At 68.3% G+C, this 23,404-nt stretch carries 22 protein-coding genes and 1 pseudogene; 9 read left to right on the top strand and 14 right to left on the bottom strand.

All coding sequences use genetic code 11. The features are described from left to right. Positions 1 to 232: excalibur calcium-binding domain-containing protein (locus A8G18_RS22635; RefSeq protein ID WP_167352114.1), on the top strand; the 232-nt coding region annotated here is incomplete at its 5' end. A 60-nt stretch (positions 233 to 292) separates the two neighbouring features. Here A8G18_RS22635 and A8G18_RS19160 read toward each other — a convergent pair. The 4 genes from A8G18_RS19160 to A8G18_RS19145 are packed head-to-tail and all read right to left on the bottom strand — an operon-like array spanning position 293 to position 3,832. Next, the gene (locus A8G18_RS19160) at positions 293 to 1,006 is read right to left on the bottom strand and encodes a maleylpyruvate isomerase family mycothiol-dependent enzyme (protein ID WP_064065120.1); all 714 of its coding nucleotides are present in this window, start codon (positions 1,004 to 1,006) and stop codon (positions 293 to 295) included. Between the two features lie 12 nt (positions 1,007 to 1,018). Then, positions 1,019 to 1,840, bottom strand: a complete 822-nt coding sequence (locus A8G18_RS19155; protein WP_064065119.1) for a fumarylacetoacetate hydrolase family protein — start codon at positions 1,838 to 1,840, stop codon at positions 1,019 to 1,021. A gap of 5 nt (positions 1,841 to 1,845) precedes the next feature. Beyond that, positions 1,846 to 2,916 (bottom strand): cupin domain-containing protein, encoded by a 1,071-nt coding sequence (locus A8G18_RS19150; RefSeq protein WP_064065118.1) that lies wholly within the window; start codon positions 2,914 to 2,916, stop codon positions 1,846 to 1,848. A gap of 58 nt (positions 2,917 to 2,974) precedes the next feature. After that, positions 2,975 to 3,832, bottom strand: coding sequence for an IclR family transcriptional regulator (locus tag A8G18_RS19145; protein ID WP_064065117.1), 858 nt, complete (start codon positions 3,830 to 3,832; stop codon positions 2,975 to 2,977). Between the two features lie 117 nt (positions 3,833 to 3,949). Between A8G18_RS19145 and A8G18_RS19140 the strand changes: the two are divergent. The 4 genes and pseudogenes from A8G18_RS19140 to A8G18_RS19125 all read left to right on the top strand — a co-directional run bounded on the left by A8G18_RS19140 (position 3,950) and on the right by A8G18_RS19125 (position 8,813). Continuing rightward, positions 3,950 to 5,135: pseudogene (locus A8G18_RS19140) on the top strand (MFS transporter). Between the two features lie 45 nt (positions 5,136 to 5,180). Beyond that, positions 5,181 to 6,377, top strand: a complete 1,197-nt coding sequence (locus A8G18_RS19135; RefSeq protein WP_064065116.1) for an FAD-dependent monooxygenase — start codon at positions 5,181 to 5,183, stop codon at positions 6,375 to 6,377. A 171-nt stretch (positions 6,378 to 6,548) separates the two neighbouring features. Then, positions 6,549 to 7,706, top strand: coding sequence for a helix-turn-helix transcriptional regulator (locus tag A8G18_RS19130; RefSeq protein WP_064065115.1), 1,158 nt, complete (start codon positions 6,549 to 6,551; stop codon positions 7,704 to 7,706). A gap of 3 nt (positions 7,707 to 7,709) precedes the next feature. Continuing rightward, positions 7,710 to 8,813 carry a glycosyltransferase gene (locus A8G18_RS19125; RefSeq protein ID WP_064065114.1) on the top strand — a complete coding sequence of 368 codons (1,104 nt, stop codon included), beginning with the start codon at positions 7,710 to 7,712 and terminating at the stop codon, positions 8,811 to 8,813. Positions 8,814 to 8,883: 70 nt separating this feature from the next. Here the strand turns inward: A8G18_RS19125 and A8G18_RS19120 are convergent, their stop codons facing one another. Both A8G18_RS19120 and A8G18_RS19115 read right to left on the bottom strand, forming a co-directional pair. Then, positions 8,884 to 9,339, bottom strand: coding sequence for an SRPBCC family protein (locus tag A8G18_RS19120; RefSeq protein WP_064065113.1), 456 nt, complete (start codon positions 9,337 to 9,339; stop codon positions 8,884 to 8,886). A gap of 74 nt (positions 9,340 to 9,413) precedes the next feature. After that, on the bottom strand, positions 9,414 to 10,214 hold the full coding sequence (locus A8G18_RS19115) for a DUF5602 domain-containing protein (protein WP_064065112.1): 801 nt from the start codon (positions 10,212 to 10,214) through the stop codon (positions 9,414 to 9,416). A gap of 246 nt (positions 10,215 to 10,460) precedes the next feature. Between A8G18_RS19115 and lhgO the strand changes: the two genes are divergently transcribed. Both lhgO and A8G18_RS19105 read left to right on the top strand, forming a co-directional pair. Continuing rightward, complete coding sequence (gene lhgO, locus A8G18_RS19110; protein ID WP_064065111.1) at positions 10,461 to 11,657, top strand: L-2-hydroxyglutarate oxidase; 1,197 nt, start codon at positions 10,461 to 10,463, stop codon at positions 11,655 to 11,657. 87 nt (positions 11,658 to 11,744) lie between these two features. Next, entirely contained in the window at positions 11,745 to 12,404 is a 660-nt protein-coding gene (locus A8G18_RS19105; protein ID WP_064065110.1) for an SDR family oxidoreductase, read from the top strand. 70 nt (positions 12,405 to 12,474) lie between these two features. On the opposite strand, the gene A8G18_RS19100 is transcribed toward A8G18_RS19105, so the two are convergent. The 8 genes from A8G18_RS19100 to A8G18_RS19065 all read right to left on the bottom strand — a co-directional run bounded on the left by A8G18_RS19100 (position 12,475) and on the right by A8G18_RS19065 (position 22,048). After that, entirely contained in the window at positions 12,475 to 14,373 is a 1,899-nt protein-coding gene (locus A8G18_RS19100; RefSeq protein WP_064065109.1) for an FAD-dependent monooxygenase, read from the bottom strand. 2 nt (positions 14,374 to 14,375) lie between these two features. Continuing rightward, the gene (locus A8G18_RS19095; RefSeq protein WP_064065108.1) at positions 14,376 to 15,716 is read right to left on the bottom strand and encodes an MFS transporter; all 1,341 of its coding nucleotides are present in this window, start codon (positions 15,714 to 15,716) and stop codon (positions 14,376 to 14,378) included. Between the two features lie 152 nt (positions 15,717 to 15,868). Next, positions 15,869 to 16,801: a LysR family transcriptional regulator gene (locus A8G18_RS19090; protein ID WP_064065107.1), complete on the bottom strand. Its 933-nt coding sequence runs from the start codon at positions 16,799 to 16,801 to the stop codon at positions 15,869 to 15,871. Between the two features lie 30 nt (positions 16,802 to 16,831). Beyond that, on the bottom strand, positions 16,832 to 18,181 hold the full coding sequence (locus A8G18_RS19085) for a permease prefix domain 1-containing protein (RefSeq protein ID WP_064065122.1): 1,350 nt from the start codon (positions 18,179 to 18,181) through the stop codon (positions 16,832 to 16,834). Further along, a complete protein-coding gene (locus tag A8G18_RS19080; RefSeq protein WP_064065106.1) occupies positions 18,181 to 18,543 on the bottom strand; it encodes a PadR family transcriptional regulator in 363 nt (120 codons plus the stop codon). Before A8G18_RS19080 ends, A8G18_RS19085 begins: the two co-directional genes overlap by 1 nt. 98 nt (positions 18,544 to 18,641) lie before the next feature. Next, positions 18,642 to 19,535 carry a hypothetical protein gene (locus A8G18_RS19075; RefSeq protein WP_064065105.1) on the bottom strand — a complete coding sequence of 298 codons (894 nt, stop codon included), beginning with the start codon at positions 19,533 to 19,535 and terminating at the stop codon, positions 18,642 to 18,644. 47 nt (positions 19,536 to 19,582) lie between these two features. Beyond that, a complete protein-coding gene (locus A8G18_RS19070; protein WP_064065121.1) occupies positions 19,583 to 21,655 on the bottom strand; it encodes a hypothetical protein in 2,073 nt (690 codons plus the stop codon). 195 nt (positions 21,656 to 21,850) lie between these two features. Further along, entirely contained in the window at positions 21,851 to 22,048 is a 198-nt protein-coding gene (locus tag A8G18_RS19065) for a hypothetical protein (protein ID WP_016934832.1), read from the bottom strand. Between the two features lie 209 nt (positions 22,049 to 22,257). On the opposite strand from A8G18_RS19065, the gene A8G18_RS19060 reads away from it, so the two are divergent. Both A8G18_RS19060 and A8G18_RS19055 read left to right on the top strand, forming a co-directional pair. Then, complete coding sequence (locus tag A8G18_RS19060; protein WP_064065104.1) at positions 22,258 to 23,163, top strand: beta/alpha barrel domain-containing protein; 906 nt, start codon at positions 22,258 to 22,260, stop codon at positions 23,161 to 23,163. Continuing rightward, on the top strand, positions 23,160 to 23,404 hold a 245-nt coding region (locus A8G18_RS19055), incomplete at its 3' end, for a glycerate kinase (RefSeq protein WP_167352113.1). The genes A8G18_RS19060 and A8G18_RS19055, both read left to right, overlap by 4 nt.

Raw genomic sequence — 23,404 nt, 5'->3', positions numbered from 1 at the left:
AGTGGTCGGTCGGCAGCGTCAGATGGTTAAAAGAGACAGGCCCCAGGCCGCCCCGCCTCCCCAGGCGGCTCCGGCTCCCCGTCCGGCTCCGGCCGCACCGAGTGGCGGATTCCAGAACTGCACCGAGGCGTGGAACGCCGGCGCGGCTCCGGTCCACCGCAACGACCCCGGCTACGCGCCTCGACTCGACCGCGACAACGACGGGATCGGGTGCGAGCGGGATCCGCGCTGACCGAAGGCTCTTCCATCCCCGGGGATGGAAGAGCCTTCGTGGTTCGTACGTGCAGGAATCTCAGAGCCAGCGCGGCGGCCTGAGTTCTCCGCCGGTGACGCCGACGGCGCCGCGACCGGCCGCCCAGCGGACGACACCGGCGAGATCGCCTCGGACGGTGTGGGTGGTCTCGGCGTCGCCGTTCACGCGGACCGCCTCGCGTCCCTCGACCTCGAGCGCGATGCCCGCGCCGAGATCCTTCTTGCGCCACATTCCGACGATGTCGTCGAGCAGCGAGTCGAGGATGATGGGCGGGAAGTCGCCGAAGCGACCACCGTTGTCGAGATCGACCGCGTGGATCCACACTTCGCGCGTGCGCATCCAGGCGGTCTCCTCGGCCGGCACGAGCCGGCCCTGCGCGGTGCGCACCTGCGCCTGCCACGCAGTCTCCGGCAGCTGCCGCCACTTCTCGTCGAGACGGGCAACTGTGTGTGAGAACAGGTTCCGCAGAGCAGGGGGATTCAGCGTCGCGCCCTCGGCGATCTCCTGCGCCCGTTGCTCGGTGGAGGAGTACATCGGTGTCTCGACACCGGTCGCCGCCCAGTCCATGAGCCGGCACAGCGCTGCGGCGTTGTAGCCGATGTGCGCGACGAGATGCCGGCGCGCCCACCCTTCGAGCAGGGTGGGACCGTCGAGTTCGTCGTCGGTCAGCTCGGCCAGGCGCTGAGACAGGTAGGCCGTGCCCCGCCGGGCGATAAGGAGTCGCTCGGACAGGTCAAGATCGTTGAATCCCACGGTCGGCTTCTCCTACTTGATGATCGTCTTGTTCCGGACGGTGCCGAGGCCCTCGATGGTGACCTCGCAGACCTCGCCGTTGCCGATGTAGCGCGCGGGCTTTCGGGCGTGGCCGACACCGCCGGTCGTGCCGGTGATGATGACGTCGCCGGGCTGCAGGGTGACGATGTGCGAGATGTAGTCGACGAGCTTGGCCGGGGTGAACACCAGGTCGTTGGTGTTCGACGACTGCATGACCTCGCCCTCGAGGCGGGTCTCGATGGCGGTGCCGAGCTGGTAGTCGGTGTCGAGGAAGGGACCGAAGCCGCTGGTCTTCTCGAAGGTCTTGCCCTGATCCCATTGCAGCGTGCGGTACTGGTAGTCGCGCATCGTGTAGTCGTTGATCACGGAGTAGCCGGCGAGGTACTCGGCGGCGTCGGCCTCGGAGACCTGGTAGGCCTGCTTGCCGATGACCACGGCGAGCTCGGCTTCCCAGTCGAGCTGCGAGCCCGCGTAGGCGGGAACGACCACGTCGTCGTAGGGGCCGGTGAGGGCTTCCTTGAACTTCGAGAACAGGGTCGGGTACTCCGGCAGGTCACGGCCCATCTCCTTGATGTGGGTCGCGTAGTTCAGGCCGACGCACACGATCTTGCCCGGGGCGGGGACGACCGGGGCGTAGTCGGCGGAGCCGAGGTCGACGGTCTTTCCGAATGCCTGCTCGGCGACCGACTTCCAGTTCGCATCGGCGAGCAGCGCGGACAGGTCGGCGTAGCCGTCGATGACGGTGGCGCTGGAGTCGCTGTCGACACGGACGGCGGCGGTGCCGCCGTCGAGGCGGAGGGTGGCGAGACGCATGGGGTTCAGGCTCCTTCGGAGATGATGGTGCGGTTGAAGTGCAGACGTTCGACGATCGGCGCGTCGGAGAAGGCGAAGAGATCGACACCTTTGTCGGTCTCGAGCGACCACTCGACCCAGGATGGGACGACGATCATGTCGCCCTTGGTGACGTCGTGGCTCTTGTCTGCGAGATGGAAGCGGCCCTCACCGTCGAAGACCTGGAAGACCACGGATCCGACGTCGCGGCGGGCGCGGGTGTGCGCGCCGGCGCGCAGTCGGTGGAACTCGGCGCGGATCGTCGGCATGACGTCGCCACCGGTGGTGGGGTTGGTGTAGCGGACGGCGGCGTGGCCGGGTTCCGGGGTGGCGGCGTAACCCTCGTCCTCGAGGGCGAGCTGCTCGTTCAGCGCGCGGTCGGTGTGCTCCCAGCGGTAGCACGCGATCGGCGAGCTGGTCTTGCGGTCGAGGCCCACGAGCGGGCGCAGACCGGGGTGGACCCACAGTCGCTCGGACCGGGAGATGTCCGGGGTGCCCTCGTCGGTGAGACCGTCGGAGCCGAACTCGAAGAAGCCGGTGTCGGTGTAGTGCACGAAGGGGATGTCGAGGCCGTCGATCCACGCCATCGGCCGATCGGTCTCGTTGTGGTGGCCGTGGAAGTTCCAGCCCGGGGTGAGCAGGAAGTCGCCGCGGCGCATGGCGACCGGGTCGCCGTTGACCACGGTCCACACGCCCTCGCCCTCGACGACGAAGCGGAAGGCGTTCTGGGAGTGCCGGTGCTCGGGAGCGGTTTCCTTCGGGCCGAGATACTGGATCGCCGCCCACAGCGTGGGGGTGACGTACGGGACACCGCCGAGGCCCGGGTTCGCGAGCGCGATGGCGCGACGCTCACCGCCGCGGCCGACCGGCACGAGATCTCCGGCGCGCTGGGCCAGCGGGTACAGCGTCGACCACTGCCAGACGAAGGGGACGGCCTTGGACGTCGGGACCATCGGCATCAGGTCGCCGATCTGCGTCCACAACGGGTTGAGGTGTTCGGTCTCGAAGTCGTCGTACAGCTTCTGGAGCTCGGGATCGACAGGCTCGGTGGCAGTCATGAAATCTCCTTGTCCGGCTTTGTCTCCAAAGTAGGGGCGCCGGAACCGAGGAATCCATCTATTTCTGCACAGTGGAATTCGGGACGTCCGGACCGGCGATATCTGCGACGTCGACCTCGATGCCCCGCACCGCCGCCTGCATCTGCGCGACCAGCCTTCCGCGCAGATGCTGCCGGTAGCGGGTGACCGGTACGGCCACCGTGAGGGCACCGAGCGCAGCACCCCGACCGTTGCGGATCGCCACTCCGATCGCAGCGACACCCTCCTCCGTCTGCTCGACGTTGACCGCGAAACCCAGGTTGCGTGCCGCCTCGAGTTCGTGCGCGAACTCCTCGAACTCCCCGATGGCCATCCGGCGGTCGGTCTCGTAGGCGGGGCTCTGCCCCTTGCTGATGTGGGGCTCGTCCGCGGGTCGCAGGTAGAGCTGCTCGAGGACCGTGCGGGGAAGCTCGGCCAGCAGGATGCGTCCGCCCGCGGTGAGCTCGGCGGGAAGCACCTGACCTCGGCGATCGCCCACACGCAGGATCGACGCTGCCTCCGCCGTCCACAGGAAGCGCGCCTGCGATCCCACCCGGATCACGAGGTTGACGGTCTCGTCGGCGAGCGTGGCGAGGGCCTCCATGTGCGGGCGGCAGAGGTCGGTGAAGTCCCGTGTCCACCCCTGACTCGCCGGACCGACGCCGAGCGCCGGCCCCGGGTGGTACATCCGTTTCTCGTCCTGCACTGCGAAGCCCCGGTAGACGAGCATCGCCAGCAGACGGTGCGCGGTGGACGGCGCCGTGCCGAGTTCCGCGGCCGCATCCTTGAGCCGGATCGCACCCGCATCGCGGAGCAACTGCAGCAGCCGCAACGCGTTGTCGACGGACCCGAGCATGTACGTCGGCGTGCGGATCGTGCCCATCGGCTTGTTCTGCATAGCAGAACTTTATTGCATCGCCGGGCGGCACACGCCCACCGTTGAAGAATGCATCTCCCGAACGGGGCTTCACCGACACGGGCCGGAAGCAACATCACGCTCCCCCGTGCTCACGTCATGGCGGTGATCGTCTGCTGGCTGTTCGTCGTTTTCGACGGCTACGACCTCATCGTCTACGGCAACGTCATATCCAGCCTCCAAGGCGAGTGGGGCATCAGCGCCTCCACCGCCGGCACCCTCGGAAGCCTCGCGTTCGTGGGCATGAATGATCGGCGCGGTCCTCGCCGGCCGACTCTCCGACGCGATCGGACGCAAGAACGCCGTCATCGGTTGCGTCGTCGTCCTCTCCGTCTTCACCGCCCTGTGCGCGGTGGCGCCCGGGCCCGTGATCTTCGGTCTCCTGCGCCTCGTCGCCGGCATCGGACTCGGCGGACTCGTACCGACCTCGAACGCCCTCGCCGCCGAACTGGTGCCGGACAAGTGGCACGCCGCGGTCGCGACGATGATGATGTCGGGCGTCCCGATCGGCGGCTCGATCGCCGCTCTCGTGGGCATCCCGGTGATCCCCAACTGGGGCTGGCGCCCGATGTTCGCGTTCGCACTGATCCCGCTGCTCGTCCTCGTCCCGCTGGCGATCAAGGTGCTGCCGAAGCACGCTGTCTCGAACAGCCATCCGGACAACTCCGCAGGTGGTTTCAAGGAACTGCTCGGTTCCCGTTTCCGCACCATCAGCATCATGTTCGCGGCAGTCACTGTCGTGACGCTGCTCGCCTGGTACGGCCTCGGCACCTGGCTGCCCAAGCTCATGCAGGGCGAGGGCACCGATCTCGGCAACGCCCTCACGTTCTCCCTGGCCCTGAACCTCGGCGCGGTCGCCGGTTCGTTCATCACCGCCTGGGGCGGCGTCCGCTGGGGTTCGGTCCCCACCAGCATCGTCGCCGCGCTCATCGCCGGCGTCGCCCTGCTGACCCTCCTGCTCGACCCGCCGGTCGCCGCGGTCTACCTGATCTTCGTCCTCGCCGGTGTGGGCACCCACGGCACGCAGGCACTGATCATCGCCGCGGTCGCGTCCTACTACCCCGACCACCTGCGCGGCACCGCCCTCGGCTTGACACTCGGCGTCGGACGTATCGGCGCCGTCGCGGCCCCGCAGATCGGTGGCTGGTTGCTCGCCGGCCTCGGTGCCAACTCCAACTTCGTGCTCTTCGGTGTCAGCGCCCTGATCTCGTCGCTGCTGCTGACGGTGATCTGGAAGAAGTTCCCCGCACGTCACGATTCGCTTCGCCCGATCTCCATGCACTGATCGCGGACCCCGTCTCCCCTGCTTCACACGACCCGAAGGAGTGTCATGTCCGACCTGAAGGACGCACGAGTTCTCATTGCCGGCGGCGGCATCGGCGGCGTCGCCAACGCCCTCGCTCTCGCGCAGAAGGGCGCCCAGGTCACGCTGTTCGAGCGCGCTCCCGAGTTCGGCGAGGTGGGCGCGGGCCTTCAGATCGGCCCGCACGGTTCGCGGATCCTGCAGTCACTCGGTGTGTACGACGAGGTCATCGCGAAGGGCGTGCTGCCCAAGAACCTCGTCTTCCGTGATGCCGTGACCGCGGAGATCCTCACCAAGATCGACCTCGGACACGACTACCAGCAGCACTACGGCGGCGTGTACTTCGTAGTGCACCGCTCCGATCTGCACTCCGTGCTCGTCGAAGCGTCCCGCAAGGCCGGCGCCGATCTGCGGACGAACTCCGCGGTCACCGACGTGGTCACCGAGGGCGACACCGTGCGGGTCGTGCTCGAGAACGGCGAGGAGCACGTCGGCGACGTCGCGCTCGGGATGGACGGGCTGCACTCGCGTCTGCGCCCGAAGCTCTCCGACGACAAGCCCGTCGGCTCGGGTTACGTCGCCTTCCGCGGCACCTTCCCGATGAACGAGGTTCCGCTCGAGGAAGAGATCGAGGACGTCGTCGGTTACATCGGCCCGCGCTGCCACTTCATCCAGTACCCGCTGCGTCAGGGCGAGATGCTCAACCAGGTCGCGGTGTTCCAGTCCCCGGCCTTCCTCCGCGGTGAGGAGATGTGGGGCAGCCCCGAGGAACTCGCCCACGCTTACGACCACTGCCACGAGAGCGTGCAGGCCGCACTGAAGTACCTGTGGACCGATCGCTGGTGGCCGATGTTCGACCGCAACCCCATCGACAACTGGGTCGACGGCCGGATGATCCTGCTCGGCGACGCCGCGCATCCGCCGCTGCAGTACCTCGCATCCGGTGCCGTCATGGCGCTCGAGGACGCCCGGTGCCTCGCCGACTACGCGGCCGAGGATCTGCAGGGCGATACGAAGAACTGGCCGAAGATCCTCCAGGACGTCAATGCCGAACGCGCACCGCGCTGCAACCGCATCCTCACCACCGGCCGTATGTGGGGCGATCTGTGGCATCTCGACGGTGCCGGTCGCGAGGCCCGCAACGAGCTGTTCCGCATCCGCGACACGTCGAGCTACAAGTACACCGACTGGCTCTGGGGCTACAGCTCCGACCGCAACCGCTGAGCGGCGATCACGCTAGGCGAGCGCTGATCACACAGCGGCGCAGAGCAATTCGTCACTTTCCGGACAATGCCGTCCCCAATCCACGGATCGGGGACGGCATTCGCCGTATATGCGGCGTTCGTCCCGCGCCCAAGGGTGTCCGAACGTCCGTGACCAGCACATAATGAGAATATGACCGCGGCACGGCAGACGTCGGTGCTCCGCAGGGAGGTTCGGGACATCGCTCTCGGAACCGCCGATCCCGCCGAGTTCCGGCACGCCGTCCTCGACACGATCCGGCGGCGCATCCGCTACGACATCGGATGCGTCGCCCTCGTCGATCCGGCGAGCATGATGTTCACGGGCGTAACCATGCTCGATGCCGACGACCCCTCCGGTCGCGCTGCTGAGACGGTGGCGCACATCGAGTACGGCACGTCGTGTTTCGCGAACACCTACGGCAGGCTCGCCCGGACACGAACCGGTGTCCAGACGATCCGCGAGGCCCTCGACTGCGACATCCGCGATGCCCTGCCCTACAACGAAATCCTCGAACCTCAGGGGATGGACGACGAAGTGCGACTCGTCTTTCGGGGTCGCGACTGCCGCGTCTGGGGCGGAGGCACTCTCATGCGCGGTCCCGGCCGTCGCTTCGACGCCGAGGAGGTGGCGACGCTCGCGGGATGCGTGAGCGAGATCGGTGACGGACTCCGGTTGTCGCTGTTGCGCGGATCCCCTCTACTCGCATCCGACGAATCGCTTGCCGGTTCCGGACCGGCGGTCGTGGTCGTGGGAGCGGACAACGAGATCGAATCGGCCACTCCCCAGGCGACGGAGTATCTCGAGCGTCTCGGCTACGAAGGTTCCTTCATGCTCCCCGCCGTGGTGATCGCTGTTCGATTCCGATACGAGGGCACGGCAGCGCGTGCCGTACGTGCCCGCACGCAGGACGGTCAGTGGCTCGTCCTCAGGGCCGGGTCGCTGGACGGCCGAGGAGAATCGGCCCGGATCGTCGTCGCCATCGAACCCGCACAACCTGCTCAGCTCGTGGCCCTCACGGCCGCGCTCCACGGCCTCACCGAGCGAGAGACCGATGTCCTCGCGCGCGTTCTCGCGGGAGAATCACGCACCGAGGTCGCACGTGGACTGTTCATCAGTCCGTACACCGTGCAGGACCATCTGAAGAGCATCTATGCGAAGACCGGTGTGGGCAGCCGTCAGGAACTCGTCGCACGGTTGTTCTTCACCCACTGTCTCCCCCGGATCGGTACGACGGTCGGACCGGACGGGTGGTTCGTCGAGAAGCCGGACCCGAAACACGTCCCGGTCGATGCGCAGCGGAAGAGGTGAAACGTGGCACGCATCCTGATCGTCACGTTGGAGGGTGGCGGGAACTACCCGCCCGAAGCAGCGCTCGGACGCGAGTTGCATCGCCGCGGACACCACGTGCGGGTGCTCGGACACGAATCGCAACGGAAGGTCGCGGAGGACGCCGGTCTCGTCTTCTGCAGCTATCGTCACTCACCGACCTGGACCCCGCACGTCGAGCTGAGCACTGCGAAGGTGCTGACCATGGCCCTCGCCATGACGACGGACGCCGCGGTCGCCCGGGACGTTCACGACGAGATCACCAGGGAACCGACCGATCTGGTGATCGTCGACTGCATGTTGTTCAACGCCCAGGACGCGGCGGCGCGCACCGGAGTGCCGCACGTAGTGCTGTTCCACACCTTCTTCTCCGCATTCGACGGTTCGTTCCGTCACGGGCCGTTCGGGATCGGCGCGCGTCTGCGCGGCCTGGGTCCGAAGCGGCTGTGGGAGCAGGCCGACATGCGGTTGGTGTGCTCGGATCGGGTGCTCGACCCGGCCGGGCGGCGGCACACGAACGGTTCGCTGATCTGGACGGGTGCTATCCACGACGCGAAGGCCGCCGCGGTCGGACGAACACCGCCGCGAGTACTCGTCAGCCTGAGCACGGCGGGTTTCCCGGGCCAGCGCCGTACCTACCAGAGCATCTTCGATGCGGCGGCGGAGATGGACGCCGAGTTCGTCGTCACCACCGGACCTGCGATCGATCCCACCGGATTGCGCGTACCGCCCAATGCGGCCGTCCACCGGTACGTTCCGCACCACGAGTTGATGCCGACCTGCTCGGTGGTCGTGGGGCACGGTGGGCATGCGACGGCCTTCCGGGCACTGGCCCACGGTCTTCCGATGCTGATCATGCCCATGTCCGCAGTGACGGATCAGGCGATGATCGGTCGCGAGGTGGCGAAGGCCGGTGCGGGCATCCGCCTCCGGAAGACCGCGTCGCCCGAGCAGGTGCGCGCTGCCCTGAACAGTCTGCTGACCGAGGACGGGTATCGCACGGCGGCAGGGGAACTCGGCGCTCGGCTCCGGCGTGTCGACGGGGCATCGGCAGCGGCCGATCGAGTTCTGACGCTCGTCGACCACTGACGAACAGACCACTGACGAGTGCACGCGAAGCGACCGGCACCCCCTGACAGGTGCCGGTCGGGACTTCACGTCACCCTTCGTCCGCATCCCCCTCCTCCAGGAGCTGTTTCGCGTGTTCGAGGTTGTTCCGCACATCGCGTGCGTACAGTTTCTCCACCACGGGCTGAGTGAATCTGCCGAAGAAGCTTCCGACGTCCTCGGTGTCCTGGTGGAAGGTGACGCGGGTTCCCGTCTCCACCGGCGCGAAGCGATAGACGGTCTCGTACCGGATCGGGCTCTTCACGCTGCGGCGCTGCTGGGCTCTGCCGGGCTCGACCCGAGCCAGTTCCTCGGTGAGTTCGATTTTCCGTCCGGCGACCTTGACGATGGCACGCGCGAGCGATCCCTCCTTGCCGCCTTCACCCGAGACCAGTTCGTAGTCCATCACATTCGTCATGTACACCGGAGCGCTCTCCGGGTCGGCGAAGAACGCGAAGACCTCGTCGACAGGTTTGTCGATGACGACGGATTCCTCGGTTACGGGCATGACATTCCTCCGTTCGGATTGATTTCGCACTGAACGATTCCTGTGTCTCCGCAGGGTTCTCACGGACATCGCGATCAGGACGCCTGACGCGGAACCATCCCTTCGAGGGCGATGTCGTATTCCTGTGCCTGCTCGTCGAATCCGACGCTGTAGACGGTGGGATAGTAGGCCGAGTGCTGATAGGCGGCCGGCAACTTGATCTGTTCGCGGATCGCCGGACGTGTGAGCAGCCACTCCCGTGTCATCATCGGTTCCATGAATGTGTAGTCGCCGTCCCACGATCCGTTGATGAAGGTCTCGGTGAAGTTGTAGACGCCGGGGACCATTCCCTCCGTGACGTCGAGCCAGTGCACACCCATGAGCGGCACCGCCAACTGGGAGGCGAGCATGCCCGGCGGGGTCACGTAATCGACGGGCATGTACTTCGGGTCCGGAAGCCGTGCCGCGCGGTCGGCGTAATCGGGTGTGGCAGGGTCGATCCGTTCGATCGACGCCATGTCGGTCATGTAGAAGTGCACGTCGAAATGCGGCTTGCCGAACAGCACGGTCGGGTCGTGTCCACGCGGATTCCAGTTCAACATGACGTGGTCGAACACCGTGTCGGACGCCTGAACGGGCAGGTGCAGCATGTACATCCCGGCGGCATCGGGCAGTCCGTCGAGGACAGTCGGCGAGAGACGGATGCCGACAGCAGTCGGAGCGCCGTTCGCGTCGAAGGTGGCATACGCACGCGCAGTTCCGTCGCCGACGCTCACGGCCTGACCGAAATGCAGGTGGGCAGGAGCGGGCACCGCCGAGGCCACGCCTGCCATCGCCACGGCGAGGCAGGTCGCCACGAGCAGAGCAATGGAACGACGTGATCGATATTTCTTCATGGTGATATCCGATCGACGAGGGTTCTCGATGAACCCCTCTCTTCCGTGAATTCAGTGTCGGCCGGGGTCGGGTGCCTCGACCATCCCTCACTCGGGGGATTTCGCCGAGTGTTCCGGTCAGAACTGCTTCGAACAGTGCCGTTTCCCCTACCCGGATCGTGCTCGTCGGCGAGGCGTCGCGGCATATACTCGCCGAACTGCAGGCGGACACCACGGTCCGCGGAGAACAGGGAGCGGCCCTCGAGTATGCGCAATCTTCGCGTCGCGGTGGTCGGTGGGGGCATCATCGGTGCCGCGACCGCCCGGCAACTCGCCCTCTCGGACGCCGACGTCACGCTCTTCGAGAAGGAGGACCGGCTCGCCGCGCACCAGACGGGGCACAACAGCGGCGTCGTGCACGCCGGCCTCTACTACGCGCCCGGAAGCCTCAAGGCCCGGTTGTGCAGGCGCGGAGTGGAGTTGTTGCAGACGTTCACCACGGAGAAGGGCCTGCCCTACGACGAGTGCGGCAAACTCGTCGTCGCCCTCGCCGAATCGGAACTCGGCCGGCTCGACGCGATCTTCTCGCGGGCCACGGCGAACGGGGTCCCCGGTATCGGACGTATCGGTGCCGACGAGATCACCGCGATCGAACCGCACGCCGTCGGGATCGCAGCCCTGCACTCCCCGCGCACGGCGATCATCGACTTCGTCGCCGTCACCCGTGCGCTCGCGGACGACGTCGCCGCCGCTGGGGGCACGGTGCGGACCGGCACCACCGTGACGGCGATCCGCGAGACGGGTGAGCAGGTCGTCGTCGACATCCCGGACGATCAACTGGCCTTCGACCTGGTGATCACGTGCGCGGGGCTGCAGTCCGATCGACTCGCACACACCTCCGGCGACACCCGCGACCCGCGTATCGTCCCGTTCCTCGGCGACTATCTGCTGCTCGAACCCGAGGCGGCGACGAAGGTGCGCGGGTTGATCTATCCGGTGCCCGATCCCCGCTACCCGTTCCTCGGAGTGCACCTCACCCGCCGCATCGACGGAGAGGTGATGGTGGGGCCGAACGCCTTTCTTTCCCCCGGTCGCGAGAGCTACCGCGGCCGGCGCGGATCGTGGCGGGATCTGCGCGACGCCGTCGCCTGGCCCGGTTTCTGGCGGTTCGCCGCTCACAATCTGCCCGCAGCGGGTCGGGAACTGCGCACGGCCGTCAGCACTCGACGGTTCGTCGCCGACGCAGCCGCGTACATGCCCGGATTGACCATCGACGACGTGCGGCCGGGACCGCGCGGCATCCGCGCCCAGGCGATGAACTCCGACGGAGGTCTCGAGGACGACTTCGTCGTCACGGGGCACGGACGGGTCGTGCACCTGCGCAACGCTCCGTCGCCGGGGGCCACCTCGTCGATGGCGATCGCCGAGTATCTCGTCGACCGCGCACTCGAACGTATCGGCTGATCATGCGGTTCGCCGTGGACGTCACGGTTCGCGGTGGCCGGTTCGGGGCATGCAGCACGGGAACCATTCGATCGTCGGGAGGTCTTCATGGCACGAATCGCACTCTTCGGAGGACACGGCAAGGTCGCACTGCATCTCGAGCGGCTGCTGGCCGCTGCCGGTCACGAGACCAGTGCGTTCATCCGTAATCCCCATCATGCCGACGATGTACGCGCTGCCGGTGCCACCCCCGTCGTGGCCGACGTCGAGAAGATGGACATCGCCGAGATGACCGAGTTGCTGCGCGGCCACGACGCGGTGGTCTGGTCCGCAGGTGCGGGCGGAGGGAATCCCGAACGTACCTATGCGGTGGACCGGGACGCGGCGATCGCCTCGATGACCGCCGCGCAGGAGGCCGGGGTGCGCCGGTACGTGATGGTGTCGTATTTCGGAGCCCGCCCCGACCACGGCGTCCCCGAGGACAACAGCTTCTACGCCTATGCCGAGGCCAAGTCGGCGGCGGACACGCATCTGCGGGGCACCGACCTCGACTGGACGATCCTCGGTCCGAGCGCGCTGACCCTCGATCCGCCCACGGGCCGCATCCAGATCGAAGGGCACGGGGCGAGAGACAAGGGGCAGGTCTCGCGCGCCGACGTCGCGGCCGTCGCCGCAGCGGTACTCGAGCGCCCGGAGACGGTGGGTCGCACCATCGAGTTCGACAACGGTGACGTCCCGATCGACGAGGCACTCGACGCGCTGAGGTAGTTCCCCGTCCAGCAGTCCGCCCCCGGTAGCAGGGGGCAACCGGGGGCGGACATACGAGCGATCCGATCACTCAGGCCTGCGGGGCGAGTTCCTCCACGCGCAGCGGCGAGGTGTCCGCGGCGGCCGCGATGGCCTCCTCGAACTGCCGGCGTTCGACCTGCGAACCGAGCACCAGCGCCAGTCGCGCCAGGAAGCCCTCTCGGTCGTCCTCGGCGGCCTGGTCCAGGGCGGTCGACAGACCGAGCCAGACGTTCTCCCGTCGCTGATCGTCCTCGGTGACCTGCTCGGCGGGCCGGGCCGGGAGTTCCGCACCGACAGGAGCGGCACCGGAGCGCAGGGACGCCGCGACACCGTCCAGGTCGGCGACCGGCACGCGGCACAGCAGCAGACCGTCGGGGCGGATCACGAAGACCTCACCGGCCCTCGCGCCGAGTGCCTCGACGAGATCGGGCGCATCGAGGAGCGTCACACCGTCCACCTTTGCGCTGCCGACGGCCAGGGCAGCGACGTTCTCGGGGGCGAGCGCCTGCGCCAGGCTCGTCGCAGCGGCAGCGAGTGCGGCCGAACCCGCGGTGTCGAGGCCCACACCGAGTACCGCGAATCCGGTGCCGCGCGCGTCGTTCAGCGACGTCTCGCGACCGGCGATGCGGATCCGGCGGTCCTCGACGGGATCGCCCGGCAGCACACCCTCGGTTCCGGGGGCGACCGGCCAGGTCAGCGGCGACAGGCGGGCGTGCGTGGCGCTGGACTGACGCGGGTTGATCAGGTGCCCGAACTCGGGGCGTCCCACGGCGAGCGCGAGGATCGCGTCGCGCGTGGTGCGGTAGCCGTGGCTGCCGGGGCTCATGATGAGCGTGGACTTGCCGGCGTTGGCGATGTTCTGCTCCCACGCGTTGTGGCGTTCGGACGAGTACGCCTTCAGCAGGGCGGGTTCGGCGTTGCCGTTCACGACCGCGGCGAGTTGCCACGCGAGGGTCTCGGCGTCCTCCATACCCGAGTTGAGGCCGCGCACACCGAAGATCGGCACGAGATGCGCTGCGTCACCGGCGAAGAGCAGGCGATCGTGGGTGAACTCGTCGAGGGCGAGCGCGCGGGCACTGTAGAAGCCCTTCCACTCCAGGGTCCACGGCAGGTCGTTGCGCAGCCAGTCGAGGTGTTTGGCGATCCGGGTGCGGATCGCGTCCTCCTGAGTCTCGATCTCGGCGTCCTCGGACGGGTCGAGCTGGTAGTCGATGCGCCAGATGTTGCCGGGCTGCTTGTGCATGATGATCGTCGAGCCGGGGTTGCTCGGCGGGTCGAACCAGACCATGCGCTCCGCGGGAAGATCGGACTCCCAGTGGATGTCGGCGATGACGTAGCGGCCCTCGTAGCTGGTGCCCTGCAGACGCAGTCCCGCGAGCTCGCGCATGCGGCTACGGCCGCCGTCGGCGGCGACGACCCACCGTGCCCGCAGATGGCGCTTGCCCGCGGCGGTGTCGATCTCGAGGGTGACCTCGTCCTCGCCACGCAGGATCCCGGCGATCGGCGCCTGCCAGTGCAGTGTGACGAGCGGGTTCTGCTCGATGGTGTCGACCATGATCTGCTCGAACTCCGACTGGGAGACGTTGACCATGGGCGGGAGGACGTCGAAATCACGCTGCGGCATCTGGAAGTGCAGGACCTGCCGGTCGCGGTAGAAGCTGCGGCCACCGACCCACGGCAGCACGATCTTCTCGAGTTCCTCACCGAAGCCGAGTCGTGCGGCGGCCTCGAGGCTGTGGCGGGAGATGCAGATGGCCCGCGAGCCGAAGGACACCTGGTCGGCGGCTTCGAGGATCGTGACGGGCACACCGCGCTGGGCCAGACCGAGGGCGACGGCCATGCCGACCGGACCGGCACCGACCACGACGACGGGCAGCGTCTCGTCGGCGGGAGTCATCGACTCGAATTCCGACGCGGGGTACGTGGGCGGTTGGTAGTAGGTCGACATGGTCAGGCACCTTCCTCGGGAGAACGGCGGGAGTCGGTGGTGTTCGCGTGCCCGGCGGACGGCACGCGCAGCAGCAGGATGCTCATGAGGCTGATCAGCGCGATCAGCACGAAGTAGCCGGTGATGGACATCGAGGTGCCGGTCGCTGCGAACAGGGAGGTCGCCACCATCGGTGCGAGACCGCCGCCGAGGATCGCGCCGACCTGGTAGCCGAGCGACGCACCGCTGTAGCGGATCTTCGCCGGGAACAGTTCGGCGAACAGCGCCGACTGCGGGCCGGCGCAGCAGCCGAGGGTGAACCCGAGACCGACCATCGCGAGGAGCATGACCGGAAGGAGTGCGGTGTCCATCAGCGGGAAGAACAGGGCGGCCGCGACGACCAGTGCCGCCGACGACCTGATGTAGACGGTGCGGCGTCCGACCAGGTCCGAACGCCATGCGCTGAAGGCCATGCCGGCCATCCAGAACGGGCAGGAGGCGATCAGCAGCGTGAGCATCGTGGTCTTGCCGAACCCGAGCGTGGCCTCGCCGTACTTGAGGACGTAGACCATGTAGGCGTAGGCGATGCCGTTGGTGGCGATGAAGGTGCCACCGGCGAGCAGCACGGTCTTCCAGTGCTGCGTGAGCACCTCGAGGATCGGCATCTTCTCGTCGACCGGTGCGGGTGCATCCTTGGCGGCCTTGAATTCCGCGCTCTCCTCGAGACCCAGGCGGATCCACATGGCGACGAAGACGAGGATCGCCGAGGGGAGGAACGGGACACGCCAGCCCCACGCGTCGAACGTCTCCTCGCTGAAGAAGGCGGTCAGCGGCAGGTAGACGAGGTTCGCCAGCAGCACGCCCGCAGGGACACCGAGCTGCGGCGCTGCACCGTAGAGTCCGCGCTTCCCGGCCGGGGCGTTCTCGGTGGCGACGAGCACCGCTCCGCCCCACTCGCCACCCACGCCGAGGCCCTGGACGAAACGCAGGGCGACGAGCAGGATCGGGGCCGCGACGCCGATGGCCGCGTAGTTCGGGAGCAGGCCGATCGCGACGGTCGCGAAGCCCATCAGCAGCAGCGAGACGACGAGCATGGACTTGCGGCCGATGCGGTCACCGAAGTGCCCCATCACGACGCCGCCGATGGGGCGTGCGATGAACCCGACCGCGAGCGTGGCGAAGGCCGCGAGCGTCCCGGCCACGTCGGACGAACCGGGGAAGAACTGCGGGCCCAGCACGAGTGCCGCTGCCGTGCCGTAGATGAAGAAGTCGTACCACTCGATGGCGGTGCCGACGAAGCTGCCGAGTGCGGCTTTGCGTGCGGCTCTTGCCGACGTCTGCTGCGTCGAGTCAAGGACGGTCATGTTCGTGCCCTCTCCGGCGGTCGATCCGAGGCATCCGATCGACGAGCGTTCGGACGCAATGGACCAATCATGAGAGCGGTCACATCGTTTGCAAAGCGCACAAAGTCGGTGAATATTCACGGAAATTCCGCGAATACGGACATTCGTCCACGTCAGAGGGCCTGCACGGTCCGTGCGACATCCACGACGAAGTCGGTGAACGTCTGGGCCACACGGCTCGGGAGGGCGTCCTTGCGCCACGCGAGCACGACCCGCACGGGTTCCGGAGCCGGATCGACGACGGGCAGCAGGACGAGTGTCCGGCCCTCGTAGGTGACGTCGACGGCGGGTCGCTGCACGAGCAGGGTCCACCCCAGTCCGCGGCCGACGAACGATCGCGCCGTCTCGAAGGTCTGGGTCCGGTACGCGACGGACGGGGTGAAGCCCGCCTCGGCGCACACCCGCAGGGCGTGCCCCGAACTCGGCGGAGCGTCGAGGAGCACCATCGGTTCGTCGGCGAGGTCGCGCAGGCGCACGTGCGAGGCCCCGGCGAAGGGATGATCCGCCGAGACGAGCACCATCGGCTCGCGCACGTCGAGGGTGACCGTCTCGAGTCCCGGTTCGAGATCCAGGTCGTAGAGGAAGGCCACGTCGAGTTCGTGCGAGTCGAGCAGCATCCGCAGACGAGTCTGGGTGTCCTCGCGGAAGTCGACGTCGGCCCGGGGATGGGCGCGGGTGAACTCGGCGATGAGCGCGGGCAACAACGTCGGAGCCAGTGAGAGGTAACACCCCACCGCCACCGGGCCGACGACGTCGCCCGCCTCCGAGCGCGCATCGCTCTCGAGTTCGCTCGCGTGGTGCAGCAGCATCTTCGCCCGTTCGAGCACCGCGTGACCGGTCGGCGTCAGCTTGACTCCGCGTGCGCGTTGCCGGACGAGGAGCTTCACCGCCAGAGCCTTCTCCAGATCGGTGATCGCGGACGACAACGCCGAGTGCGAGATGTGCATCGCGTCGGCGGCCGCGGTGATGGTGCCCCACTCGGCAACGGCGACGAAGGCCGCCAGTTGCCTGATCGTGTACGTGGGCACCGCGTCCGTCCTGGGCATGCTCCTACCGTAGCCCCGGGCCGAGGACGCTCAGACGAACCGGAAGAGGGGTGGAATCACGAGGACGGCCAGCACCGCCCACCCGTAGTAGACCGGCAGGTACCGCATCTGCCACCGCTCGACGGCCGCGAAACCGGAGCGTCCCCGCAGGAACGAGACACCGAGCCGGGCCGCCCACACCAGATTCACCATCAGGACGAGGTTCAGGCCGAGCGCGGTGACCTTGTTCGCGGTGAAACCGAACTCGGCGATGCGCGTCGTCATCGCGGTGAGCATCAGCAGATCGACAGCGAGCGCCGCGGCGATCAGCACGACCTGCAGCAGATCGAAGACGTCCGGTGCGGCATGCGGGTCGCGGGCCGAGATCGAGTACAGCAGGAGCCCGAGGACGAGCACGAGGATCAGATCCATGAGGATCAGCAGGCCCCGGTCGACGTCGACGACGCTGTGGGAGGCGACCACCGCGACGAACAGTGCGACCAGCATGACGATCGTGACGGGTGTGAACACCCGGGTGAGAACGGGCGCGATGTTCTCCACGACCTGCTGTTTCGCTTCGACGAGCCATGCCGCGACGACGATGGCTCCGGCCGGCGCGAACGGGGCGATCCACTGTTCGAAGAACGGTTCGAGGTCGATCTCCAGGGCGCTGAAGGCACCGGCGGTCAGCCCCATGAGCACACCGCCCCCGAGCGCGAGCAGCGCCAGGTACACGGCCCATTCCCCGGTGAAGCGCACGAAGTCCATGCGTCGGCGATGGGACCGCCATTGTCCTGCGACGTAGGCCGCGCCCACCACGAACCACAGGACCACCGGGGCGTGGATCGCCGCGATGATCTCGGTGGCACCACCCGGTTCGAACGGGAACACGTTGAGCACGACCGCCGAGAGGACGAACGGAACGGCAAGAAGCGCACCGCTCTTCGGGCTCATCTCCCGTTTCCACGCGAAGTACAGCGCGAGGAACGGCAGGACGAGCACGGCGGCGTTGCGCAGGAGCGCGGCCTCGGGAAGCCACTCGAGCCCGGCCCGGACTGCCAGTCCGGCACCGAGCGCGCAGGCGAGGACGACCGCGAGTTCCCTACGGCGACGCGGGGTTCCGGATTCCTCCCCGCCGCGGCGGGTGAGGACGAGTTGCTTCCACAGCCGGTCGGAGTGCTCCTGGGCGAACTCGCGGGAGATCTCGTCGAGACCACCCATCCTGCCGACCGCGACCAGGAACGCCTCGTCGGCCGTCAATCCGACCGACACGAACTCCGAGATCTGTTCGCGAAGATGGTCTTCCATCTCGTCGATGTCGGAGGACGAGATCACGCGACGGTCGGCGACGTAGCGGCGCCAGCCGGCGATCCGGGATTCGAGATGCGCGTCGAGTGTCATCACGACCACCCCGGCGCGGCCGCGGGAGGCAACTGGGCCGACTGCCACACCTGGTGCAGCGCATCGGCGACGACCGTCCACTGCGCCGCCCGTTCGGCGAGAACCTCGCGACCCGCATCGGTGATGGCGTAGTGCTTGCGGCGGCGCCCGTTGTCGGCGACCCGCCAGGTGGCGGACACGTGCCCCGCCCGCTCGAGGCGGTGCAGGAGGGGATAGAGCATCCCGTCGGTCCATTGCATCCGGCCCTGCGACAGCTCGTTGACGCGCTTGATGATCGCGTACCCGTACGACTCGCCCTCGGCGAGGATGCCGAGCACGAGCGGGGTGGCGGAGGCGGCCACCAGATCCTTCTCGATGAACATGTCGCCCTCATACCTAGAAGTTCTATGGATAACGGTGACCCTAGCAGATCTAGGTATGCGAATCGCGCGGTCGTCCATCAACGGTGCCGGGACTTCTTCTACTGCTCGCCGCGGGACTCGGCAGCGGGCGCGGACTCGTCGGAGCGACTCCACGTCTCCGTCACCCGGGCCCGGCCGCGTTCGAACACGTCGCCGAGGACTCCCCCGACCGCCTTGAGTGGACTGCTCATCGAGTCCAGCGCCTCGGCTACCACAGAGTCCTCGTCGTCGAGCCAGCCGGCCTCGTCGGCACGGCACGCCCACCGGAAGTCGTCGATGTCCCGGCGCAGACCGGCGAGCACCTTCGTGGTCCGTCCCGACGACAGGCGCCGGACGACCTCGATCGGAGGATCCTCCGCGAACCGCGCCAGTGCGGCGCGGGCACGACGGAGCAACGCCGCGTCCTGCGTGAAGTGGTCGGACAGAACCTGCCGCGCGGACGTCAGCGCGTCGGTCAGATCCTCGTCGCGCGTGCGCGCCAGGTGCACGCGATGCCACAGGAACAGGCAGTCCTCGACGATCACGAGCAACTGCAGAGTCTCCCCCAGCGCTCCTTCCGCCGCAACCGTCTGCAGCAGTTCGATGTGCTCACCCACCGCCGCGTCGAGCCCGAGATCGTCCAGCGACGACGAGACGTGACTGCGCAGACGCATCACCGTCTCGGCGAAGACCGGGCCCACCTCGGCGACGACCGACCACTCCCCGTCGGGCAGACCGCCGGTGTGGTCGACGATCGATGCCGCCCTGGTCAGGATGTTGTGCGTGGCGACGATGTCGCCGGCCGGGGGCGCCCCGGCCAGGTCGAGCACACGGTCGACGGTCCCGGGCGCCGCATCCTCACCTTCGAGCCGCACGACGGCGGCCTCCACCGACGAGATGGCTCCCCGCAACGCCTCGAGAACCGCGTCGAGGGCGGCGGGGACTGCGACGGTGGGTTTCGACGTGTCGGCCATTCCTCAATCGTGCTACGTCCGAGGTCCGGATGCATCACGTCTCCCGGTCAGTTCGAGACGCGCACCCATGCCTGCTCGAGCAGCGCGACCACCTCGGTCTCCCGACGGGCGCGATAGGCCGACAGGATCCGACGCGGACGCGACTCCCCGTCGAGGCCGAGGGCGGAGGCGAGTGCCGCCGCGATCCGTTCCTCGGGGACGGTCTCCGGTTCGGTGTGGCCGATGAGCGAGAGCGCCTTGCGCAACGGTTCGGCGTTGTCGGCGACAGTGCGCAGCGGCAGGACGTCGAACCGGCCGTCGGTGCGGATCTCGAGCAGCAGCTCGTTGTCCTCCTCCACGCCGACATCCTCGAGGAAACGGCGGATCGAGGACAGGCGCGGCGCCGGCCCCGTCCAGCGCAACGTCTGCCCTCCCAGCCGGGACGGCAGCACCACATGGCCGCCCGGCGCGCAGTTCGCGATCGTCGCGACAGCGGACGGAACCGTGAACTCGGCTCCCCGAAGGTGGTCGCGCGTCGCAGGGATCCGCAGCCGCCAGGAGTCGCCCAGACGATACAGCCGACGCGTGCGCTCGGGCACGGCGATGGGGACGTGCGAACGGTGACGCCGCCGGACGCGACCGTCGACGACCTCGAAATCCCCTCCACCCGTGAATGTTCGAGCAGAGTCCTCGGAGATGCCGAAGCGGTCGACGAGCGCGGCGACCACCATGTCGCGATCGGCGCTTCCTCCGCGGGCATCGACCAACCGCGCAATGCGGTTGCGGATCGCGATGACCACGTCGACGTCCCACTCGGCCAGCGCCCACCGCTCGCCGTCGGACGTGAAGCGCTCGTCGTCGGCGAGCTCGGAGGCGAGCGTATGGACGTCCGCATTGACACCCATCCGTGCGACGAGCGTGTCGGCGGTCAGCGGATCGCCGAGCACCTCGAGGACCTGTGCGGCACGACCCGCGAGACCGTCCGGCGGGGACAACAATCGGCGTTCGAAGGTCGTCGTGCCGCAGTACTGCGTCCACGCCTCGAACTCACCGTCGGGAAGCGACCACACCGCCTTCACCGCGGCCGGCTCCACCACACCGTTCGGCGACTCGAACTCCGAGAGCAATCCCCGCGTCTGCTTCTCGGCGTCGGGCAGATCCGGTACGGCGACCCACCCGTCCGCGACCTCGAAGCGATCGTCGAGCCGGTGCAGCACTCGCCACAGGGGCACGTCGAAACCCGGCACGGTCCGGTTCAGCACCGGATGGGCCCACACCACCCGGTCGAACGACGCCACCGGCTGCACGTCGACGCGCAACGCCGCCAGCAGGTCTCCCACCGCCGTGCCGAACGGGAAGGTGGAGGGCCCGGCCGGGTCGTCGACGTCGTGGACGCGGCGCCGCAACGCCGCGCGCTCCGCGTCGGGCAGTCCCTGCAGGTACTCGGTGAGTTCGGTGATCGGATCGGACGGCGCCACCACCGGGAGGTCGCGGGCGGTGAGCGCCCGCAACCGGGCCGCAGCGTCCTGGATCTCCTCCGGCGCGCCGTCGTCGATCACGGCCTGCAGAAGGGGTGCGTCGTCCTGACCGCACACTCTGCGCCACCGCGCCAGCGCGGCCAGGTCGTCGAGGAGCAGCGCCACGGCGGGCACCCGCGCGGCACGCGGATCGGCCCCGAGAGTGGACGGCTCGCGGAGGACCGTCGTGACGAGCGCGGCACAGACGATCTCCTCCACCGCCTCGCGGTCGGCGCCGCGGACCCCGAGCAGGTCGGCCGGACTGCGGCTGAACAACTCGGCGGTGGTGGGTGCGTGGGGAAGGCGTGCGACGAGGGTCGCGGCGGCCGGACCGAGATCGAGTGCGGCCACGGGCACTTCGTCCTCACGCAGCAGACCGTCCGCGAACCGCAGATCAGGGTGATCGGTGACGTAGATGTGGGCGAGTTCGGCACACAGCTCGGGGATCTCGGTGTGGCCGGAAGTCTCGGCGGGCGACTCGTTCTCCCACCATCGCGGGGACGACACCAGCGCGCCGAGGGCGGCGGTGCGGGCCGAACCGTAGCGATCGAGCCACGGCATCAGATCCACCCAGCGACGGCTGTCGAGTTCGTCCACCGACATCGCACGAGACCACAGCGACACTGACCGTTGCTCCTCTTCCACGCCCGGCGGAGGCCGCGGGCCCCCTGTCCGGCGTCGACGCCGCGCTCGTGCAGCGCGTCTGCGCGAGGCGCCCTCGACCCGGACGCCGTTCTCACCCTACCGTCCGACCGCACCGTTCCCCGTCAGGTGACAGCAGTGTCGGAGGCCGTCGAGTGACGGCAGTGTCGGAGGCCGTCAGGTGACAGCGATATCGGAGGCCGAGTCGTCGCGTGCCTCCGGGCGGAGGCGCAGCAGGACGAGTCCCGTCACCGAAGCCACGATGAGGGAGGCCACCAGTCCGTTGACGTGGAGCGCCCAGACGGCGATCACCGCCCCGGCCAGTCCCCCCACCAGAGCGATCCAGAGCAACACTTTTCCCAGGACCGAAGCCATGTCCGCGCACCTTCCGGCAAATCACGATCAGAACGGTGAGGATAGTGTCATCTGTCACAGACTTCGCGAAAGCCCTCCGGTGTGTCGACGAATCGTGCCCGCACGGTGACCGGGGCATACTGGGGCGGTTCGCGACGGCGGGGCCGGGCAGGAACACGACGGGAGGCGGATCAGTGGCGGGACCGACGAGTGACCGAGCACGCACGGACGTGATCCTGCGCGACGTGACCCTGCGCGACGGACTCCAGCTGACCGACAAGCTGCTGCCCACCGAACGCAAGGTGGAGATCGTGCGGGCGCTGCTCGCGGCCGGAGTCCCCGAACTCGAGATCGGATCCCTGGCCCGTGCCGACCTCGTGCCCCCGATGGCGAACACCCTCGACCTCGTCGCGGCGCTGACCGAGGAGGAACTCGACCGCTGCTGGATCTGGGTTGCCACACCGCGCCACGTCGAGAAGGCGATCGCGGCCGGGGCCCGCCGGTTCCAGTACTGCTTCTCGGTATCCGACGCCCACAACCGCGCCAACATCGGCCGCGACACCGAGGACAGCCTCGCCGCGATGCCCGCGGCGATCGAGCGTGCCCACGCCGCCGGCGGGAGCATCCAATTGTGCCTGGCCACCTCGTTCACGTGCCCGTTCGACGGTCCGGTCGATCCCGACCGGGTCGTCGAGATCGCGTGCGACCCGCGCACCGACGGGGCCGTCGACATCGTCGTCGCCGACACCCTGGGGCAGGCCGTGCCCGGACAGGTGTCGTCGCTGGTCGCGCGACTGGCCGCCGAATCCCCCGACCGGCGGATCGTCTACCACGGTCACGACACCTGGGGTCTGGGTGTCGCCGACAGCCTCGCCGCGATCGAGGCGGGCGCGACCGTCGTCGACGGTGCGCTCGCCGGCCTCGGAGGATGCCCGTTCGCGCCGGGTGCGAGCGGCAACACCGCGAGCGAGGACCTGCTGTTCGCGACGCGACCGTCGTGGCTGGACCCGGAGATCTTCGGCGCCCTGGTCCGCCTCGGTGAGGACATCGTCGCCGAACTGGACGAACCGAACCGGTCGCGTGCGCGGCAGGGCGCCCGCTCCGAGGCCGAGGCCTTCGCCTGGGTGCTGCGGTGACCCGCATCCTGATCGTCCCCGACAGTTTCAAGGGCACCTACACCGCCGTCGAGGTCGCCGATGCGATCGCGTCCGGCGTCGAGAGCGCCGGGCACACCGCGATCCGGATGCCCGTCGCGGACGGCGGTGAGGGCACACTCGACGCGCTCGCCGAACCACTCGGCCTCGCCCGGATCGAGGTCGAGACCGTGAACCCGTGGCGCGCACCGTGCCGCGGGCTGCTGGGGATGTCGCCGGACGG

Origin of the sequence: Rhodococcus gordoniae (assembly GCF_001646655.1) — a bacterium.
GTDB lineage: Bacteria > Actinomycetota > Actinomycetes > Mycobacteriales > Mycobacteriaceae > Rhodococcus > Rhodococcus gordoniae.
Note: the sequence above shows the minus strand (reverse complement) of the source record. Positions and strands in the feature narration are given on the sequence as shown.

Coding starts and splice junctions, on each gene's coding strand:
- A8G18_RS19085 (WP_064065122.1), bottom strand. CDS start 18,181: ATGACACTCGACGCGCATCTCGAATCCCGGATCGCCGGCTGGCGCCGC.
- A8G18_RS19075 (WP_064065105.1), bottom strand. CDS start 19,535: ATGGCCGACACGTCGAAACCCACCGTCGCAGTCCCCGCCGCCCTCGAC.
- A8G18_RS19095 (WP_064065108.1), bottom strand. CDS start 15,716: ATGACCGTCCTTGACTCGACGCAGCAGACGTCGGCAAGAGCCGCACGC.
- A8G18_RS19145 (WP_064065117.1), bottom strand. CDS start 3,832: ATGCAGAACAAGCCGATGGGCACGATCCGCACGCCGACGTACATGCTC.
- A8G18_RS19130 (WP_064065115.1), top strand. CDS start 6,549: ATGACCGCGGCACGGCAGACGTCGGTGCTCCGCAGGGAGGTTCGGGAC.
- A8G18_RS19155 (WP_064065119.1), bottom strand. CDS start 1,840: ATGCGTCTCGCCACCCTCCGCCTCGACGGCGGCACCGCCGCCGTCCGT.
- A8G18_RS19120 (WP_064065113.1), bottom strand. CDS start 9,339: ATGCCCGTAACCGAGGAATCCGTCGTCATCGACAAACCTGTCGACGAG.
- A8G18_RS19135 (WP_064065116.1), top strand. CDS start 5,181: ATGTCCGACCTGAAGGACGCACGAGTTCTCATTGCCGGCGGCGGCATC.
- lhgO (WP_064065111.1), top strand. CDS start 10,461: ATGCGCAATCTTCGCGTCGCGGTGGTCGGTGGGGGCATCATCGGTGCC.
- A8G18_RS19065 (WP_016934832.1), bottom strand. CDS start 22,048: ATGGCTTCGGTCCTGGGAAAAGTGTTGCTCTGGATCGCTCTGGTGGGG.
- A8G18_RS19105 (WP_064065110.1), top strand. CDS start 11,745: ATGGCACGAATCGCACTCTTCGGAGGACACGGCAAGGTCGCACTGCAT.
- A8G18_RS19080 (WP_064065106.1), bottom strand. CDS start 18,543: ATGTTCATCGAGAAGGATCTGGTGGCCGCCTCCGCCACCCCGCTCGTG.
- A8G18_RS19090 (WP_064065107.1), bottom strand. CDS start 16,801: ATGCCCAGGACGGACGCGGTGCCCACGTACACGATCAGGCAACTGGCG.
- A8G18_RS19150 (WP_064065118.1), bottom strand. CDS start 2,916: ATGACTGCCACCGAGCCTGTCGATCCCGAGCTCCAGAAGCTGTACGAC.
- A8G18_RS19115 (WP_064065112.1), bottom strand. CDS start 10,214: ATGAAGAAATATCGATCACGTCGTTCCATTGCTCTGCTCGTGGCGACC.
- A8G18_RS19100 (WP_064065109.1), bottom strand. CDS start 14,373: ATGTCGACCTACTACCAACCGCCCACGTACCCCGCGTCGGAATTCGAG.